Raw genomic sequence first — 17,965 nt, forward strand, 5'->3', positions numbered from 1 at the left:
GTAGCCGAGCACCATGAGCGAGCCCCGCAAGATCCTTGTGACAAGCGCCCTTCCCTATGCCAACGGGTCCATCCACCTCGGGCATATGGTTGAGTACATCCAGACCGATATCTGGGTGCGCTTCCAGAAGATGCGTGGCAACCAGGCTGTCTACGTCTGCGCCGACGACGCCCACGGCTCGGCCATCATGCTGCGCGCCGAAAAGGAAGGCATCACTTCCGAGCAGTTGATCGACAACGTGCGCGCCGAGCACACCACCGACTTCGCCGACTTCCTGGTGGACTTCGACAACTACCACTCCACCCATTCGGAAGAGAACCGCGTCCTGTCCAGCAGCATCTACACCAAGCTGCGCGACGCCGGCCACATCGCCACCCGCCCGGTGACCCAGTACTTCGACCCGGACAAGCAGATGTTCCTGGCCGACCGTTTCATCAAGGGCACCTGCCCGAAATGCGCGGCCGACGACCAGTACGGCGACAACTGCGAAGTGTGCGGCGCGACCTACTCGCCCACCGAGCTGAAGAACCCGAAGTCCGCCATTTCCGGCGCCACTCCGGTACTCAAGGAATCCCTGCACTACTTCTTCAAGCTGCCGGACTTCGACGCCATGCTGAAGGAGTGGACCCGCAGCGGCGCCCTGCAGGACTCGGTGGCCAACAAGATCGCCGAATGGCTGGACGCCGGCCTGCAGGAGTGGGACATCAGCCGTGATGCGCCCTACTTCGGTTTCGAGATCCCGGACGCCCCTGGCAAATACTTCTACGTCTGGCTGGACGCCCCGATCGGCTACATGGCCAGCTTCCAGAACCTCTGCGCGCGCCGTCCGGAACTGGACTTCGACGCTTTCTGGAACAAGGACTCCAACGCCGAGCTGTATCACTTCATCGGCAAGGACATCGTCAACTTCCACGCCCTGTTCTGGCCCGCCATGCTCGAAGGCGCCGGTTACCGCAAGCCCACCGCGCTGAACGTGCACGGCTACCTGACCGTGAACGGCCAGAAGATGTCCAAGTCCCGCGGCACCTTCATCAAGGCGCGCACCTACCTGGACCACCTGCAGCCGGAATACCTGCGCTACTACTACGCGTCCAAGCTGAGCCGCAGCGTCGACGACCTCGACCTGAACCTCGAGGACTTCGTGCAGAAGGTGAACTCCGACCTGGTGGGCAAGGTGGTCAACATCGCCAGCCGTTGCGCCGGTTTCATCCACAAGGGCAATGCCGGCAAGCTGGTGGCCGAGAACGCCGCGCCAGAGCTGTTCACCGAGTTCGCCGCCGCCGCGCCGAGCATTACCGAAGCCTATGAAAACCGTGACTTCGCCCGCGCCATGCGCGAAATCATGGCGCTCGCCGACCGTGCCAACGCCTGGATCGCCGACAAGGCGCCCTGGGCCCTGGCCAAGCAGGAAGGCAAGCAGGCCGAGGTACAGGCAGTCTGCGCCGCGGGTGTGAACCTGTTCCGTCAGTTGGTCATCTTCCTGAAGCCCGTGCTGCCGCAACTGGCCGTTGCCGCCGAGCAGTTCCTCAATGTCGCTCCGCTGAGCTGGGACGACCACAAGGTGCTGCTGGCCGACCACCAGTTGAACCCGTTCAACCCGCTGATGACCCGCATCGAGCCGGCGAAGATCGAAGCCATGGTCGCCGCTTCCAAGGAAGACCTGGCCGCCGCGTCGGCGCCCAAGGGCAACGGCGAACTGACGAAGGACCCGCTGGCGGCGGAAATCGCCTTCGACACCTTCGCCGCCGTCGACCTGCGCATCGCGCTGATCGAGAAGGCCGAGTTCGTCGAAGGCGCAGACAAGCTGCTGCGCCTGACCCTGGACATCGGCGACGCCAAGCGCAACGTCTTCTCCGGCATCAAGAGCGCCTACCCGGACCCGAGCAAGCTGGAAGGCCGCCTCACCCTGTACGTCGCCAACCTGGCGGCGCGCAAGATGAAGTTCGGCGTCTCCGAAGGCATGGTCCTGGCCGCCGGTCCCGGTGGCGAGGAAATCTACCTGCTCAGCCCCGACAGCGGCGCCAAGCCCGGTCAGCGCGTGAAGTAACACCGCAAGCTCCAGCAAAATGCCCGCACATGCGGGCATTTTTGTTCAGGAACACTCGCACCGGAGAACGTAGGATGTGGCGGGCGGCGCTCCGCTGGAGCGAAGCGATACCCATGGCCAGCTTCAACCCGCTAACCGACTCCACATGGACCTGAGCTAGCCTTGTATCAGGGCGCCGGCCATCGCGGCTGCCCCCTGTACCACTCCGGCTGCATTCCGGATAATACGCGGCCCTTTTTCCAGCCTGGCGACGCTCCGTCCCTATGACCGACTTCATCTTCGCCCTGCTCGGCGCGGCCCTGGTCAACAACCTCATCCTCGGCTTGCCCCTGGGCGCCGACAGCCTGCGCCAGCCGCGCAGTCAGGCGCTGGCCCTGGCGGGTGGCGCGCTGATCACCCTGGCCACCCCGCTCGCCTGGCTGCTCGACCAGTTCGTACTGGCGCCGCAGGGGCTGGGTGCGCTGCGTCTGTTCATCTTCCTGCCCTTGCTCGCCCCGCTCACCTGGCTCTGCCTCGAAGGCGTCGGCCGTGTGCGACCAAACCTGCCCCGCGAAGGCCTCTGGCCCCTGCTCCTGGCGAACGGTGCGGCGCTTGGCGCCATGCTGATCGGCAGCGCGAGCGGTTTCGGCGCGGCGATTGGCCTGGGCCTCGGCGGCGGCCTTGGCTTCTGGCTGGTGCTGACCCTGCTGGACGATCTGCTGCAGCAAGTGGATGAAACCAAGGTGCCGGTCGCGTTCCGCGGCACGCCGATGCTGCTGGTGTGCGCCGGCCTGATGGGTCTGGCCTTCCTCGGCTTCAATGGCATGGGGGCGCAATGAGCCAGGCCAACCTGATCCAGAGCATCGATGCCCTCCTGCCGCAAACGCAGTGTGGCAAGTGTGGTCACCCCGGCTGCAAGCCCTACGCCGAAGGCATCGCCCAAGGCGAAGCGATCAACAAGTGCCCGCCCGGCGGCACCACCACCATCATCGCCCTGGCCGACCTGCTGAAGGTCCAGCCGCTGCCGCTGGATGCGCCCAACGGCCCGGTGCCGCCGCAGATCGCGTTCATCCGCGAGGCGGAATGCATCGGCTGCACCAAGTGCATCCAGGCCTGCCCGGTTGACGCCATCGTCGGCGCCGCCAAGCAGATGCACACCGTCATCACCGACGAATGCACCGGCTGCGAGCTCTGCGTGGCGCCCTGTCCAGTGGACTGCATCGACATCCTGCCCCTGGCCGAACCGGCTGCCAGCGCCCAGCGCCAGCACGCTGACCAGTTCCGCCAACGTTTCGAATTCCGCAATGCCCGTCTCGCCCGTGACGACGCCCGCCGCCGTGCCGAACGCGAAGCCCGTGCCGCCCGCGCCGCGCAAGCCCAGCAGAACACGACTGCGGCGCCGTTGGACGCTGTGCAGGCCGCCATCGAGCGGGTAAAGGCGCAGAAGGCTGCCATCCCGAGCCTCAGCGACCAGCAGAAGCGCCTGAAGATCGAGGCCGCCATGGCTCAGGTGGCGCTGAAAAAGGCCGAAGACAAGCTGGAGGTTTACGGCACGTCCGACCTGCAGGCATTGGTCGTCGAACTGCGTGCCGCCAACGAGAAGGCCCAGGCCGCACTCAAGGCAGCCCTGGACGCCGCTGCGCCACAAGCAGACGAGGCCACCCTCAAGCAGGCGAAGATCGCCGCCGCCATGAGCCGCACCCAGTTGGCGCGGGCCGAGAAGGCCTTCGGTGATTCCCCCACCGAGGATCAGCAGGTCCAATTGGCCGAGCTGCGTGCCGCCGTGGAACAGGCCCAGCAACGCCTGGACGCTGCTCATGGCGCCCCGGCCTCGCCAGTGGCCACGGAAGGTGAAGCGCGCCTCAAACAGGCCAAGATCACCCTCGTCAGCCGTCGCGCCGAGCTCAAGGACGCCGAACAGCGCGGCGCCGACGAAGCGGAACTGGCTCCGTTGCGCCAGGCACTGGCCGATGCCGAAGCCGGACTGCACGCCGCCGAGGACGCCTCCGGCAAGCAGCCGCCAGACCTCCAGCGCATCGACAAGCGCCCCGTGGACCCGGCCGTGCGCGCGCTGAAAACCGAACTGGCCTACGCCCGCGCCGACGTCAGCAAGCTGGAGCGCCAGACTGACGCCGACCCGGCAGCGCTGGCCCAGGCTCGCGAGCGCCTGGCCCGGGCTGAGCGAAACCTCAATGAGCAGCGCTGAGCAGTGCATCGTCTGTAGGAGCGAGCTTGCTCGCGAACGGACGCTGCACCGCATTCTTCACGAGCCAGCTCGCGCCGACGATTTCCTGCGAGTCCGGCCATGACCACGCGCCCGGCCTTCGACCCGCGCCCCAGCATGCAGCTGGTGTTGGTCGCCTGCCTGCCGGGCCTTCTCGCGCTGTTCTGGCAATACGGCTGGGGTAGCGTGTTGCAATTGCTGGTGGCCCTGCCGGTCGCCATCGCCTGCGAGGCCCTGGTGCGCCGCCTGCGCCAGCAGCCCGCCCTACCGGAGTCGTCACTCCTCAACCAACCCTTGCTGGGTGAAGGCAGTGCCCTGGTCAGTGCCGTGCTGCTCGCGCTGGCCCTGCCGCCCTACTCACCCTGGTGGCTGACCGCCTGCGCTTGCGCATTTGCCCTGCTGTTCGGCAAGGCGCTGTTCGGCGGCTTTGGCCAGAATCCGTTCAACCCGGCCATGCTCGGCTATGCCCTGGTGCTGGTGGCCTTCCCGGCTCAGCTCAACCAGTGGCCAACGCCCGGCCAGCACCCCGGCCTGGGTGAATCCCTGCAGCAGGTGCTGGGTTTCGGCGGCGGGCTGGTGGATGGCTGGAGCCAGGCCACCGCGCTGGACAGTCTCAAGCACAACAACCGCCTGACCATCGACGAACTCTTCGCCAGCCATCACGCCTTTGGCAGCTTTGGTGGCCGTGGTGCGGAATGGATCAATCTGGCGTTCCTGCTGGGCGGCCTGTTCCTGCTGCAACGAAAGGTGATTCGCTGGCACGCGCCAGTGGGCCTGCTTGCGGGTCTCTTCGTGGTCAGCCTCCTGTGCTGGAACGGCTCCGGTTCGGATTCCAATGGTTCTCCCCTGTTCCATCTGTTCAGCGGCGCCACCATGCTCGGCGCCTTCTTCATCGCCACCGAACCGGTGTCCGGCGCCGGGAGTGATCGCGCGCGCCTGCTGTTCGGCGTCGGTACAGGCGTGCTGGTGTATGTGATTCGCACCTGGGGTGGGTATGCGGACGGCATGGCCTTCGCCATCCTGCTGATGAACCTGGTAGTGCCGACCCTCGACCGCCTGGCCGCACGTGGCCAGGAGACGCAGCCATGAACGGGCGCAGCCTGGCATGGCTGGCGACATTGGCCGGGCTTGGCCTGGCCGTGCTGATCGCCACCAGTCAATTGCTCGACAGCCGCATCGACGCCGAGCGCCAGGCGGCCGATGAGCGCGCCCTGCTCGACCTGCTCCCGCCGGGCAGCTACGACAATCATCCCCTGGCCCACCCCATTGCACTGCCCGCCAGCGAACTGCTGGGTGATCCGGCGCCAACCCGGGCCTGGCTGGCCACCCGCGAAGGTACGCCGGTCGCCGTCCTGCTACCGGCCACGGCCAAGGGCTACGAAGGCCCGATCCATCTGCTGCTGGCCATACGCCCGGACGGCCGCCTGCTGGCCACTAAAGTTCTCGGCCACCGGGAAACCGCGGGGATCGGCGACCGCATCGAACCCGCTCGCAGCGCCTGGCTGAACATCTTCACCGACGCCTCCCTGGCCGGCCATCCCGAAGCGGAATGGCGAGTGAAGGCCGACAAGGGCGAATTCGACCAGATCGCCGGCGCCACGATCACCTCCCGCGCCGTGGTCAGTGCCATCCAGCACGCGCTGCAATACTTCGATGGCCATCGCCAAATACTGCTCAGGAGCCCATCGCCATGAGCGTCCGGCATTTCGACCTGATAGGGCTGGCCCTGCTGTTGGGTGCCACGGACCTGCTGATCAAGGGCGTGGGAATAGCCCTCGCCGGCTTGCCTGTACTGGTGGTATTCGCCCTGGTCCTGCCAATCCTGCGCCGCCATCTGCAAGACGCCGGCTACTGGCTCGGCGCGTTGCTGCTGGCCGCCCTGCTGGCGAGCCTGGCCAGCCTGTTGCTGCAGGCGGGCGCCTTCGAGTTGCATCGCGCCCTCGGCCCTTACCTCTACCTGCTGGTGGTGCCCTGCCTGCAATTGGCCGCAATGGCGTCCACAGACGCCGTCGATGGCCTGTACGCCGGGCTTGTCTTCACGTTGCTCGCCCTATTGCTGGGTGCCCTGCGGGAAGCCCTTGGACATGCCAGCCTGTTCACCCACTTCGACTGGCTGCTGGGGCCTGTCGCGCTCGGCTGGCGCCTGCAGTTCGGTGCCGATGGCATTCCGCTGTTCGCCCTCGCGCCCGGAGCCTTTATCCTGCTGGGTACGCTATTGGCATTGCTGCGCCACTTGACCAACCGGACCGCTGATTCCCAATGAATGCCGCAAAACGCTACGAGATCTTCCGTCGTCTCCACGACGATGACCCCAATCCCACCACCGAGTTGGCCTACAACACGCCGTTCGAGCTCCTGATCGCGGTCATCCTTTCCGCGCAGGCGACCGACGTCGGCGTGAACAAAGCCACAGCCAAGCTGTACCCGGTGGCCAATACCCCGGAAGCCATCCATGCGCTGGGCGTAGATGGCCTGTCGGAGTACATCAAGACCATCGGCCTGTACAACAGCAAGGCGAAGAACGTCATCGAGACCTGTCGCCTGCTCATCGAGAAGCATGGCAGCCAGGTGCCGGACAATCGCGAGGACCTCGAGGCCCTGCCCGGCGTCGGTCGCAAAACGGCCAACGTCGTGCTCAATACCGCCTTCCGCCAGCCCGCCATGGCCGTGGACACGCACATCTTCAGGGTCAGCAATCGCACCGGCATCGCCCCCGGCAAGAACGTGCTGGAAGTGGAAAAAAAGCTGCTGAAGTTCGTACCAAAAGAATTCCTGCTGGACGCCCACCATTGGCTGATCCTGCATGGCCGCTATGTCTGTGTGGCCCGCAAACCGCGCTGCGGCGCGTGCCGCATCGAAGATCTGTGCGAATACAAGGCGAAGACTTCTGACGATTGATGTCCTATTAAATCGCTCAGGTATCTGATTGAAAAAATCTTTTTTACCGGCTCTGGCTTTGTGGTTATAAGGTGCGCCAATAGCGCCCCGCATTGTGGAGTGAACCTTATGACCACTGCCAAAGAAGAAATCGAACTCGAAGAGGAATTCGTCTCCGAGGAAGCCGACGATTCGGATGCCCCGGCCGAGACCGCGAAGACCAACCTGACCAAGCGCCGCATCATCGACAACTACCTCGAAGAACGCCGCCTGCAGAAACAGCTCTCCGACTACGACTTCGACCTGTAGCTGGCGCCTTGCCTGAAAAGCCCCGCAAATGCGGGGCTTTTTGTTGTCTGCGTTAGCGGTTGTAGGAGCTGGCCATTCGCTGGCAAGCCAGCTCCTACAGCGACATGGATCGATAAACTCCTGTAGGAGCCAGCTTGCTGGCGAAGCGACTCCATTCGCTGGCAAGCCAGCTCCTACGGGCAAAAAAAAAGAAGCCGGCACGAGGCCGGCTGAAAGACGCACAACAATTCGATCAGCGCAGCTTTTCCATCATCTGGTAGTACCACATGCCCACCGCCAGCATATGGTTGCCGAGGCGCTCGCTGAGCGGCACGCGAATGTGCTGGCACTGGGCGAAGGTGTCGAACTTCTCCAGGCTGCCGCTCATGGCATTGGCCATGACCTCGCCCATGATGTGGGTGGTCGCCACGCCGTGCCCGGAGTAGCCCTGGCAGTACCAGACGTTCTTCGACAGCTTGCCCAGCTGCGGAATGCGGTTCATCACGATGCCCATGGCGCAGCTCCACTTGAAGTCGATCTCGACGCCCTTGAGTTTCGGGAACGTGCGCTCGATGCAGGGACGCAGTTCCGCGGCAATATCGCGGGAATCCCGCCCGGAGTAGTTGGCGCCACCGCCGAACAGCAGGCGGCCATCACCCGTCATGCGGTAGTAGTCGAGCACGAAGCGGCAGTCGTAGACGGCCAGGTCCTGTGGGTTGATCTGCTTGGCCAGGTCGCCCAGGGGCTTGGTGGTGACGATGCCGCCCATGGCCGGGAAGATCATGCCCTTGAGCTTCTTGCGCTCCAGCTTGTGGTAGACATCGCCGGCCAGCAGGATCTGCTGGGCGTTGATCCGGCCGCGGCTGGTGACCACCGCCGGGCGATCGCCGTGGATGATGTCCTGCACCTCCGAATGCTCGAAGATCAGCGCGCCCAGGCTGGCGGCGGCCTTGGCTTCGCCGATGCACAGGTTCAGCGGGTGCAGGTGCATGTTGCGGGTGTTCTTGATGGCGCCGACGTAGAGGTCGGAGTCCAGGTGCTCGCGCACGCCGGCCGTATCCAGCAGGGTCACATCGTCTGCCATGCCACGGCGTACCGCTTCCTCATAGGAAGCCTTCAACTCGTCCATGTGCGAGGCCTTCATCGCCGCATGTAGATGGCCGTGCTTGAGGTCGCACTGGATGCCGTACTTCGCCACCCGGCTCTTGATGATTTCGTGGCCGCGCCAGCGCAGGTACCAGATGAAGTCGTCCACATCCTTGCCCAGGAACCGGCTCATCTGCTTGCGCATGGCCGCATCGCCCGAGAGGCTGCCCGTCACCTGGCCGCCGTTGCGGCCGGTGGCGCCCCAGCCAATCTTGTGGGTCTCCACCAGGGCCACCTTGTAGCCGCGCTCCGCCATCTCGACCGCCGTCGCCACACCGGTGAAGCCGCCACCAATAATGGCGACGTCGACATTCACCTCACCGTCGAGGGTGGGATAGGCGGTCTCCTCGTTGAGGGTCGCGGAGTAATAGGAGGGCGCGCGCTCGGCGGCGGGCAGCGGATGTTTGATTGCAGCGGTCATGGTGGAGTCCTTCGAAAATTCACAAGGCCGTCAGGGCAGACCTTCGGCCTGCTTGGCGAATGAATTCGCCCCTACAAGAGCAGCCTCGATTCAACATTGAGATTCGGGTTCAAGCCTGGTTCAGGTACCAGCGCCAATCCTGCGCGCCGACTTCGGACATGAACTGGCGGTACTCGGCGCGCTTCACCGCCTGGTAGACGCCCAGGAAGGCGGTGCCGAACGCGTCGCGGGCCCAACTGGATTGCTCCAGGGCGCACAGCGACGTCAGCCAGTCGGTCGGCAGCAACTCCGTCGCCTGGGCATAGCCGTTGCCTTCGATGGGATTACCCGGATCGATGTCCTCGCGGATACCACGATGGATGCCGGCCAGGATGGCCGCCGCCGCCAGGTAAGGGTTCGCGTCGGCGCCGCAGATGCGGTGCTCGATGTGCCGGCTGTTGGCCGGGCCACCCGGAACGCGAAGGCTCACGGTGCGGTTATCCACACCCCAGGTCGGTGCCAGCGGTGCATAGCTGTTGGCCTGGAAACGGCGATAGGAGTTGGCGTTCGGGCAGAACAGCAGCAGCGAATCCAGCAGGCTCTTGAGCATGCCTCCCACGGACTGACGCAGCAGCGGCGTGCCGGCCGGATCTTCGCTGGCGTAGAGGTTGCGGCCTTCGGCGTCAGCCAGGCTCACATGCATGTGCATGCCGGTGCCGGCGATCTCGGCGAAGGGTTTGGCCATGAAGCAGGCCTGCATGCCGTGGGCGTGGGCGACGCCCTTCACCAGGCGTTTGTAACGCACGGCCTGATCCATGGCTTGCAGCGCATCGCCGTGTTCGAGGGTGATTTCCACCTGGCCGGGCGCGTATTCGGAGATCGCGGTACGCGCCGGAATGCCCTGGGCCTTGCAGGCTGCATAGAGATCGGCAAGGAACGGCTCGATCTGCTCCAGCTCACGCAGCCCGTAGACCTGGGTGCCACGCGGACGATGGCCATCGGCATCCAGCGCCGGCTGCGGGCGGCCATCGGCGTCGCGCTTCTGGTCGAGCAGGTAGAACTCCAGCTCGCAGGCCATTACCGGGTAGAAACCATCGGCCTTGAGACGATCGATCACTTCCACCAGTACATGACGCGGGTCGGCGATGGCGGCAGGCATCCCCTCTTGCGGGTGCATGCTGACCTGTACGGCGGCGGTGGGCATCTTGCGCCAGGGCATGCGCACCAGGCTGCCGGCCAGGGGATAGGCGCGGCAGTCGATATCGCCCACATCCCACACCAGGCCGGAGTTTTCCACATCCTCTCCGTGCATGGTCAGGCCGAGGATGGTGCTGGGTAAGGGTCGGCCGCTTTCGTAAACGGCCAGGAGCTCGTCGCGATGCAACAGCTTGCCGCGAGGCACGCCATTGGCGTCGAGGATGAAGAGTTCGAATGCGTCGATGTCCGGATTCTGTTCGAGGAAATCCTGGGCTTCCTGCACGCTGGCAAATGTCATGTCGCTCTCTTTAGTGCCCGTGGGCACGCAATCTGACCCTCGCCGCTTCGGGCAAGGATCGAATTTCTCTTTCTGGGGGTGAGGTGGCCGCTGCGGCGGCGGCCCGATCAGACGAGAGCGCTATCCGGCGGACGAGCGTGACGGCAATGCCAGAGCGCCCAGAAAGCGAGTTCGAGCGGCAGGGAAATCAGAAGGTGGCTGGCCCACTTGCGGGAGAACAGGACCGTCGGGGCGACTCCCGGCGCACGGCGCGCGGCGCGAACCAGCCCTAGGGGCAAGGCGGCCAGCAACGATTGGTGCGCGGTGGAACAACCCATGGGAAAAGCCGTGTTATTGGAATGCGATGGAGGCTCGCACGGCGGGATGGGTGAATAAAATTCAGGTTTTCCTATCTTTAGTTAAGCAACGGATAAACATTAAACCTGGCCGCGGGAGTGAGGTCATCCGTGCTTGAAATGGCTGCGTCTTCATTAAGTGTTGCAAGTAGCTGCATTGCCCGTAGGAGCTGGCTTGCCAGCGAATGGCCCCGTTTCGCTAGCAAGCTAGCTCCTACAAGGCTCTTGGACCGCAGGGCGTCCGCTGCCTAGCCCGGCATACAACCAGGCCTAACGCAGTTTCAGAGGGTCAACCAGGCCTGCCGCGATGGCCATGCCCACCAGGTCAGGCAGGCGTTCGGCCTGCATGCGCTTCATCACGCGGGCCCGATAGAGGTCGATGGTCTTCACGCTGATGTCCAACTGCTCGGCAATCTCGCGGTTGGTGTAGCCCTGTACCAGCGGTAGCAGCACATCGCGCTCACGCGGAGTCAGGCTGTCGAGACACTCCTGCAACTGGCCCTGGCCGCCCGAAGCCGTGCGCTGGTGGTCGACGCGGGACAATGCCTGCTGCACGCTATCCAGCAGGAGCTGCTCGTTGTAGGGCTTCTCGATGAAATCATGGGCGCCCGCCTTGAAGGCGCGCACCACGATCGGCACATCGGCGTGTCCACTGACGAAGATCACCGGCAGGTCCAGGCCGCGGCTGCGCATTTCCTCCTGAACATTGAGGCCACCCATTCCGGGCATGCGTACGTCGAGCAATACACAGGCGTCGAGACTGGCGTCGCAGGCGTCGAGGAAGGCACGGCCGCTGGTGAAGGGCAGCGCCTTGAGGCCTACCGACTCCAGGAGCCAGACCGTGGAATCGAGCATGCCCTGGTCGTCGTCCACCACATAGACCACCTGTTCTCCACTGTTGGACATCAAATCGCTCCTGTTGCCTTCTTGTTATTGCAGTGGCAGGCGGCAACGCATGAGCAGCCCGCCCTCCCCGTTCGGCATCCCGTCCAGTGCGCCACCGAATCCTTCGATAATGCTGCGACTCATCGACAGCCCCAGGCCCAGGCCGTCCGGCTTGCTGGTGTAGAAGGGGGTGAAGATGCGCCCCAGTTCCTCTTCGCCGAGCCCTGGCCCCTGATCGCGAACCTCGATGAGCAGTTGGCCGTCCTGCGCCGAGGCTGCCAATCGGATGATCGACTCCCGGCCCGGATGAGCCTCGCGGTTGGCGTCGATGGCGTTGCGCAGCAGGTTGAGCAGCACCTGTTCGAGCAGCACCCGATCGGCGTAAACCGGCGGCAGATTGTCCGGTAATTGCTCGGCGATCGCCACCTGGCAGGCGCTGGCCTCCCAGGCGCACAGCCGTACCGCTTCGCGGACCACTTCGGCCACGTCCAGCGCCTGCATCTTGCGCTGCCCCTTGCGCAGGAAGGCCCGCAGCCGCTTGATCACTTCCGAGGCATGGTTGGCGTGTTCGGTGATGCGCTCCAGCCCCTGGGCCACTCGCTCCGCCGCCTTGGGGTTGCTGCCCAGGGATTGCAGGTAGCGCTGGCTGGCACTGGCGTAATTGACTACCGCGGCGAGGGGCTGGTTGATCTCGTGGGCGATGCCGGAGGCCAGCTCGCCCAGGGTCACCAGCCGCGCGGTGTGCGCCAGCTCATCCTGGTGGCGACGCTGCTGGGCTTCGCGCAACTCGCGCTCGGTCATGTCGTGGGCCACCAGCGAGTAGTAGCGTTCGCCTCCCGCCGTACTGTGGGCCAGCAGCACCATGGACACCGGCACCGATGCGCCGCCGTCCGGTGGCAGCAGCCGCGAATCGATGCTCCACACCCCCTTGCGCTCGGCGGTGCGCCAGCCCTCGCGCTGCAGGCGCGCAAGATCGTCCGCCAGCATCACCTCGGCCAGCGCCGGCATCGACTGTCGGGCCTCCAGGCCCAGAGCCCGGCGGGCGGCCGGGTTGAGGTAGGTGATGTGCCCAGCGGGGTCGACGAACAGCACAGGGTCGGTGTTGGCCTCCACCACCTCGGCCAGACGCCGCCGGTTTTCCTCGGCCTGCACCCGCGCGGTGATGTCACGGGACACGCTGACCACCTCCACCACCGCCCCGGTGTAGGTCTCGCGGATAGCGCGGCTGGCCGTCTCGAACCAGAGGTAATGCCCTGCACGATGGCGGATGCGGTAAGTCATGGTGTGGTAACCGTCTTGCTCCAGCGCATCCCGGGCGCGCTGCACCAGTTGGGCCAGCTCCTGGGGATGAAAGAGGCACTGGGCGAGCTGTCCGCGCAGCTCTTCCGGCCAGTAGCCGAGCAGGGTCCAGGAGGCCGGTGAGGCGTCGAGGAAGCGGCCTTCGGGGGTATGCCGGGAAATCAGGTCGGTGGTGTTCTCAGTGATCAATCGGTAGAGGCGACGCGCCCGTGCTGCCTCGCGCTCAGCGAGGATCTGCGTGGTCGCTTCGCGGCAGCGCGCCAACACCCGCTGCTCCCGCGGATCGGGAATATAGGTCCAGACCAGCATGCGTTCGCCGCACTGGGCCTCCACCCCTTCGATGGCGCGCTCCTGGACCAGGCAGGCACGCACCAGGGAGGCATGGTTCACCGGCAAAAAGCGCAGCACCTCGGCCATGGGCATTTCCCCGAGCATCGCCAGCAGCGCGGCGTTCAGTTCCAGTGGGGCGGCCCCGGCATCCACCAGCAGGCTCGGTTGCGGGTCATGGCCAAGCAACGGCGAAGCGCGCAACAGGCCGTTGACGCTGCCGAGCAGAGTGGTGAGTAACTCGTGCACGCAGCCCAGCCAATCCAGCGCCACGCCTTCGTGCACTTCCACCAGCAGCAGCCCCCGCTGGCCGATCTCCAGCGTCAGGTCGAACGCTTGGCCATGGCTGATCGCGGCCCGGCGCAGGCGCCCAGCCAGCCAGCAATCGAGCTGGCGGAGTTGATGCAGCGACAGCCGCCCATCCTCCGCCAGACGCTCGACCAGACGTTCGTCGCTGGCCTGCAGCGGGTCACCTTGCCCCGGCGGTAGCTGCTGGCAACTGCCCTCATGGCTGTAAATGCGCGCACCGGATTGCCAGCTCAGATAGAAGGCCTGCCGCACCTCAGCGCAACCGCGCAGCGCCCTGCATAGGGCATCGGCGCGGGCCGCCAGGGGCACGCCCTCGCGTTGCAGGCGCAGCCAAGTGTGAAGTCGAACCGGGGTCTGGGTCATGGCGAGTCCAGCGGCTGGGGGGTGGGCAAGGATATACCGGCCTGCAGAAGGAACAGAAACAATATAGTACTTCTACTATATGACTATAGAAGTACTTCCATACAATTCTGAAATTGGTATATAAATCACCCCAGAGAGCTACCGGCATCTTCCAGATGTGCCGGTGCAGAAGAGCTAATAATCAGCCGCCGGGTATCCAGCATGTCGATCTACGATCAGGGCCTCGCCCCTGCTGCCGTCAACCATATCGCCCTCTCCCCCCTCAGCTTCATCGAGCGTACTGCCGCCGTTTACCCCCATTACCCGGCCGTGATCCACGGCTCCATCCGCCGCAACTGGGCGCAGACCTATGCGCGCTGCCGGCGTCTGGCGTCGGCCCTGGCCGGCCGTGGCATTGGCAAGGGTGACACGGTGGCGGTGATGCTGCCGAACATCCCGCAGATGCTCGAGGCGCACTTTGGCGTGCCGATGATCGGCGCGGTGCTCAACACCCTGAACGTGCGCCTGGACGCCGAAGCCATTGCCTTCATGCTGCAGCACGGCGAAGCCAAGGTGCTGATCACCGACCGCGAATTCCATGAGGTGATCCACGCCGCCATCGGGATGCTCGACCACCCACCGCTGGTGATAGACGTCGAGGACCCGGAATACGGCGAGGGCGTGGCCGTGAGTGAGCTGGACTACGAAGCGCTACTGGCAGAAGGCGACCCGGACTACGCCTGGCAATGGCCCGAGGATGAATGGCAGGCCATCTCCCTGAACTACACCTCTGGCACCACCGGAAATCCCAAGGGCGTGGTCTACCACCACCGTGGCGCCTACCTGAACGCCCTTGGCAACCAGATGACCTGGAACATGGGCAACCATCCGGTCTACCTCTGGACGCTGCCGATGTTCCACTGCAACGGCTGGTGCTACCCCTGGACCGTAACCGCGCTGGCAGGCGTGCACGTCTTCCTGCGCCGGGTCGACCCGCAGAAAATCCTCAACCTGATTCGCGAACACCAGGTCAGCCACCTGTGCGGTGCGCCCATCGTGCTCAACGCCCTGGTCAACATGCCCGAATCGGCCAAGGCCGCCATCGACCACCCGGTGAACGCCATGGTGGCCGGCGCCGCGCCGCCGGCCAAGGTGATTGGTGCCGTAGAGGAAATGGGCATCCGCGTGACCCACGTCTACGGCCTCACCGAGGTTTACGGGCCGGTGACCGTCTGTGCCTGGCACGAGGAATGGGACGAGCTGCCGCTGGAAGAGCGCGCCCGCATCAAGTCCCGCCAGGGCGTGCGCTACCCCACCCTGGAAGGCGTGATGGTGGCTGATCCGAAGACCCTCGAACCCGCCCCCATGGACGGCCAGACCATCGGCGAGATCTTCATGCGCGGCAACACCGTCATGAAGGGCTACCTGAAGAACCCCAGTGCAACCAGCGAAGCCTTCGAGGGCGGCTGGTTCCACACCGGCGACCTGGCGGTCTGGCACCCGGATGGCTACGTGGAAATCCGCGACCGGTTGAAGGACATCATCATTTCCGGTGGCGAGAACATCTCCACCATCGAACTGGAAGGCGTGCTCTACCGCCACCCAGCGGTACTGGAAGCGGCCGTGGTGGCGCGCCCGGACGAAAAATGGGGTGAAACCCCCTGCGCCTTCATCACCCTCAAGGCCGACCAGCAGGAAACGCGTGAGGCCGACATCATCGCTTTCTGCCGCGAACACCTGGCCGGTTTCAAGGTGCCTAGGACGGTGATCTTCACCCAGTTGCCGAAGACCTCCACCGGCAAGATCCAGAAGTACGTCCTGCGGGATATGGCGAAGAACCTCTAACCCGCCTCCGGCAGCGGCCGGACACAGCAGCGCTTCAAGAACAGGGTGGCAGCCAGCGGTTGCCACCAAGGGCCGTCGCATGTCCGAAAAAGCTGCGGCGGCCGGCAACAGGCATCGACAACAACAACAAGCGGAGCCCGTCATGAGTACCCACAACACACCTCACGTCCAAAGCTGCGACCGCATCCGGTCAAACCCCAAGTTCCAACGTCTGGCACGCCAACGCGCGGTGCTCGCCTGGTCACTCAGCGCCGTGGTGCTGGGCGTCTACTACCTGTTCATCATGCTGGTGGCCTTCGTCCCCGGCTGGTTGCACATGCCACTCTACGAGGGCAGCCACCTCAGTCGAGGCATCCCGCTGGGCGCCGCCATCATTGTCCTTTCCTGGCTGCTGACCGCCTGGTACGTGCGCAGCGCCAATACCCGTTTCGACAGCCTCAGCACAGAAATCCTCGCGGAGGCCCAGGCATGAAAGCCCTCCTCGCCCTCTTCGCCCTGGCACCTCTGAGCGCCTTCGCAGACACCATCACCGCGCAGAAGCAACCGCTCAACCTGCATGCCATCGGCATGTTCTTCGTTTTCGTCCTCGCCACCCTGGCGATTACCTGGTGGGCCGCACGCCGCACCCGCTCCACCGCCGACTTCTACACCGCTGGCGGCGGTATCTCGGGCTTCCAGAACGGCCTGGCCATTGCCGGTGACTACATGTCCGCGGCCACCTTGCTGGGCCTGACCAGCCTGGTATTCACCAAGGGCTACGACGGCTTCGTCTACATCATCGGGTTCTTCGTCGGCTGGCCGGTGATCACCTTCCTGATGGCCGAGCGCCTGCGCAACCTGGGCAAGTACACCTTCGCCGACATCGTCTCCTACCGCCTCGACCAGACCCGCGTACGCAGCTTCGCCGCCCTCGGTTCGCTGACCGTGGTCTGCTGCTACCTGATCGTGCAGATGGTCGGCGCCGGTCAGCTGATCAAGCTGCTGTTCGGCCTGGACTATCAGATGGCGGTGGTGGTGGTCGGTGTGCTGATGCTGGTCTACGTGATCTTCGGCGGCATGATCGCCACCACCTGGGTACAGATCGTCAAGGCCGTCCTGCTGTTGGCCGGTGGCACCACCCTGATGCTGATGGCCATGAGCGAGTTCGGCTTCAGCTTCGAGGAACTGGCCGGCCGCGCGGTGGAAACCCATGCCATCGGCAATGGCATCATGGGCCCCGGCTCGATGCTGGCCGATCCGATCAATGCCGTCTCGCTGTCCCTCGGCCTGGTGTTTGGCATTGCCGGCCTGCCGCACATCCTCATGCGCTTCTTCACTGTGCCCAACGCCAAGGAAGCCCGCCGCTCGGTGCTGTTCGCCACCGGCTTCATCGGCTTCTTCTTCCTGGTGGTCTGCGTGCTTGGCTACACCGCCATCGTCATCGTCGGCACCGACCCGCAGTACTTCGTCGACGGCAAGCTGGGCGGCGCCCTGGTGGGCGGCGGCAATATGGTCGCCATGCACCTGGCCCAGGCCGTGGGTGGCAACCTGTTCCTCGGTTTCCTCTCCGCCGTGGCCTTCGCCACCATCCTCGCCGTGGTCGCCGGGCTGGCCCTGGCCGGGGCGTCGGCCATCTCCCACGACCTTTACGCCACGGTGCTGAAGAAGGGCCGTGCCAGCGAGAAGGATGAAATGCGCGTGAGCCGCATCGCCACCGTCTGCCTGGGCCTGGTGGCCATCGGCCTGGGTCTGTTGTTCGAGCAGATGAACATCGCCTTCCTCGTCGGCCTGACCTTCGGCGTCGCCGCGTCGGCCAACTTCCCGGTGCTGATCATGGCCATGTACTGGAAGGGCCTGACCACCCGTGGCGCCCTCTGCGGCGGGTTCGTCGGCCTGGTGTCGGCCCTGGTGCTGGTGACCCTCTCGCCAGCGGTGTGGGTGACGGTGCTCGGCCATGCCAAGGCAATCTTCCCCTATGACCACCCGGCGCTGTTCTCCATGCCGTTGGCCTTCGCGGTGATCGTGCTGGTTTCCAGCCTGGACCGCAGCGCCCGCGCAAGCCGCGAGCGGGCCGCCTACGCCGACCAATTCGTCCGCGCTCAGACCGGCCTGGGAGCCGCGGCCGCCAGCAACCATTGATCCATCCGGCACGGCCTGCGGGCCGTGCCTTCCCGCAATCGCCGTAACA

Annotated in this window: 15 protein-coding genes; 11 read left to right on the top strand and 4 right to left on the bottom strand. The window is 64.9% G+C overall.

The genetic code is table 11. From position 1 onward, the window contains the following. Window positions 1-13 precede the first annotated feature (13 nt). The 8 genes from metG (at window position 14) to DM872_RS18980 (ending at window position 7,436) form a co-directional block, all read left to right on the top strand. On the top strand, window positions 14-2,047 hold the full coding sequence (gene metG / locus DM872_RS18945; protein ID WP_179060924.1) for a methionine--tRNA ligase: 2,034 nt from the start codon (window positions 14-16) through the stop codon (window positions 2,045-2,047). Between the two features lie 263 nt (window positions 2,048-2,310). Beyond that, window positions 2,311-2,865 (top strand): Rnf-Nqr domain containing protein, encoded by a 555-nt coding sequence (locus DM872_RS18950; RefSeq protein ID WP_179060925.1) that lies wholly within the window; start codon window positions 2,311-2,313, stop codon window positions 2,863-2,865. Next, a complete protein-coding gene (rsxB, locus tag DM872_RS18955; protein WP_179060926.1) occupies window positions 2,862-4,232 on the top strand; it encodes an electron transport complex subunit RsxB in 1,371 nt (456 codons plus the stop codon). Before DM872_RS18950 ends, rsxB begins: the two co-directional genes overlap by 4 nt. 99 nt (window positions 4,233-4,331) lie before the next feature. Continuing rightward, window positions 4,332-5,339, top strand: coding sequence for an RnfABCDGE type electron transport complex subunit D (locus DM872_RS18960; RefSeq protein WP_179060927.1), 1,008 nt, complete (start codon window positions 4,332-4,334; stop codon window positions 5,337-5,339). Further along, window positions 5,336-5,944, top strand: coding sequence for an RnfABCDGE type electron transport complex subunit G (locus tag DM872_RS18965; protein ID WP_179060928.1), 609 nt, complete (start codon window positions 5,336-5,338; stop codon window positions 5,942-5,944). The genes DM872_RS18960 and DM872_RS18965 overlap by 4 nt, the downstream gene beginning before the upstream one ends. Next, complete coding sequence (locus tag DM872_RS18970) at window positions 5,941-6,513, top strand: Rnf-Nqr domain containing protein (protein ID WP_179060929.1); 573 nt, start codon at window positions 5,941-5,943, stop codon at window positions 6,511-6,513. The genes DM872_RS18965 and DM872_RS18970 overlap by 4 nt, the downstream gene beginning before the upstream one ends. Then, window positions 6,510-7,148 (top strand): endonuclease III, encoded by a 639-nt coding sequence (gene nth / locus DM872_RS18975; RefSeq protein ID WP_179060930.1) that lies wholly within the window; start codon window positions 6,510-6,512, stop codon window positions 7,146-7,148. The genes DM872_RS18970 and nth overlap by 4 nt, the downstream gene beginning before the upstream one ends. 108 nt (window positions 7,149-7,256) lie before the next feature. Further along, on the top strand, window positions 7,257-7,436 hold the full coding sequence (locus DM872_RS18980; RefSeq protein ID WP_179060931.1) for a PA3496 family putative envelope integrity protein: 180 nt from the start codon (window positions 7,257-7,259) through the stop codon (window positions 7,434-7,436). A 232-nt stretch (window positions 7,437-7,668) separates the two neighbouring features. Here DM872_RS18980 and DM872_RS18985 read toward each other — a convergent pair whose 3' ends face one another. From DM872_RS18985 to DM872_RS19000, 4 genes are all read right to left on the bottom strand, one after another. Continuing rightward, entirely contained in the window at window positions 7,669-8,982 is a 1,314-nt protein-coding gene (locus DM872_RS18985; protein ID WP_179060932.1) for an NAD(P)/FAD-dependent oxidoreductase, read from the bottom strand. A gap of 109 nt (window positions 8,983-9,091) precedes the next feature. Further along, entirely contained in the window at window positions 9,092-10,456 is a 1,365-nt protein-coding gene (locus tag DM872_RS18990) for a glutamine synthetase family protein (RefSeq protein ID WP_179060933.1), read from the bottom strand. A gap of 605 nt (window positions 10,457-11,061) precedes the next feature. Beyond that, window positions 11,062-11,697, bottom strand: coding sequence for a response regulator transcription factor (locus DM872_RS18995; protein WP_179060934.1), 636 nt, complete (start codon window positions 11,695-11,697; stop codon window positions 11,062-11,064). Between the two features lie 24 nt (window positions 11,698-11,721). Next, window positions 11,722-13,974 (bottom strand): PAS domain-containing sensor histidine kinase, encoded by a 2,253-nt coding sequence (locus tag DM872_RS19000; protein WP_179060935.1) that lies wholly within the window; start codon window positions 13,972-13,974, stop codon window positions 11,722-11,724. 201 nt (window positions 13,975-14,175) lie between these two features. Between DM872_RS19000 and DM872_RS19005 the strand changes: the two genes are divergently transcribed. The 3 genes from DM872_RS19005 to DM872_RS19015 all read left to right on the top strand — a co-directional run bounded on the left by DM872_RS19005 (window position 14,176) and on the right by DM872_RS19015 (window position 17,916). Then, window positions 14,176-15,798 carry an acyl-CoA synthetase gene (locus DM872_RS19005; protein ID WP_179060936.1) on the top strand — a complete coding sequence of 541 codons (1,623 nt, stop codon included), beginning with the start codon at window positions 14,176-14,178 and terminating at the stop codon, window positions 15,796-15,798. A gap of 142 nt (window positions 15,799-15,940) precedes the next feature. Further along, a complete protein-coding gene (locus DM872_RS19010) occupies window positions 15,941-16,270 on the top strand; it encodes a DUF485 domain-containing protein (protein ID WP_179060937.1) in 330 nt (109 codons plus the stop codon). Further along, a complete protein-coding gene (locus DM872_RS19015; RefSeq protein WP_179060938.1) occupies window positions 16,267-17,916 on the top strand; it encodes a cation acetate symporter in 1,650 nt (549 codons plus the stop codon). The genes DM872_RS19010 and DM872_RS19015 overlap by 4 nt, the downstream gene beginning before the upstream one ends. Window positions 17,917-17,965: the final 49 nt, after the last annotated feature.

It is taken from the genome of Pseudomonas taiwanensis, from assembly GCF_013393345.1.
Taxonomy (GTDB): domain Bacteria; phylum Pseudomonadota; class Gammaproteobacteria; order Pseudomonadales; family Pseudomonadaceae; genus Metapseudomonas; species Metapseudomonas resinovorans_C.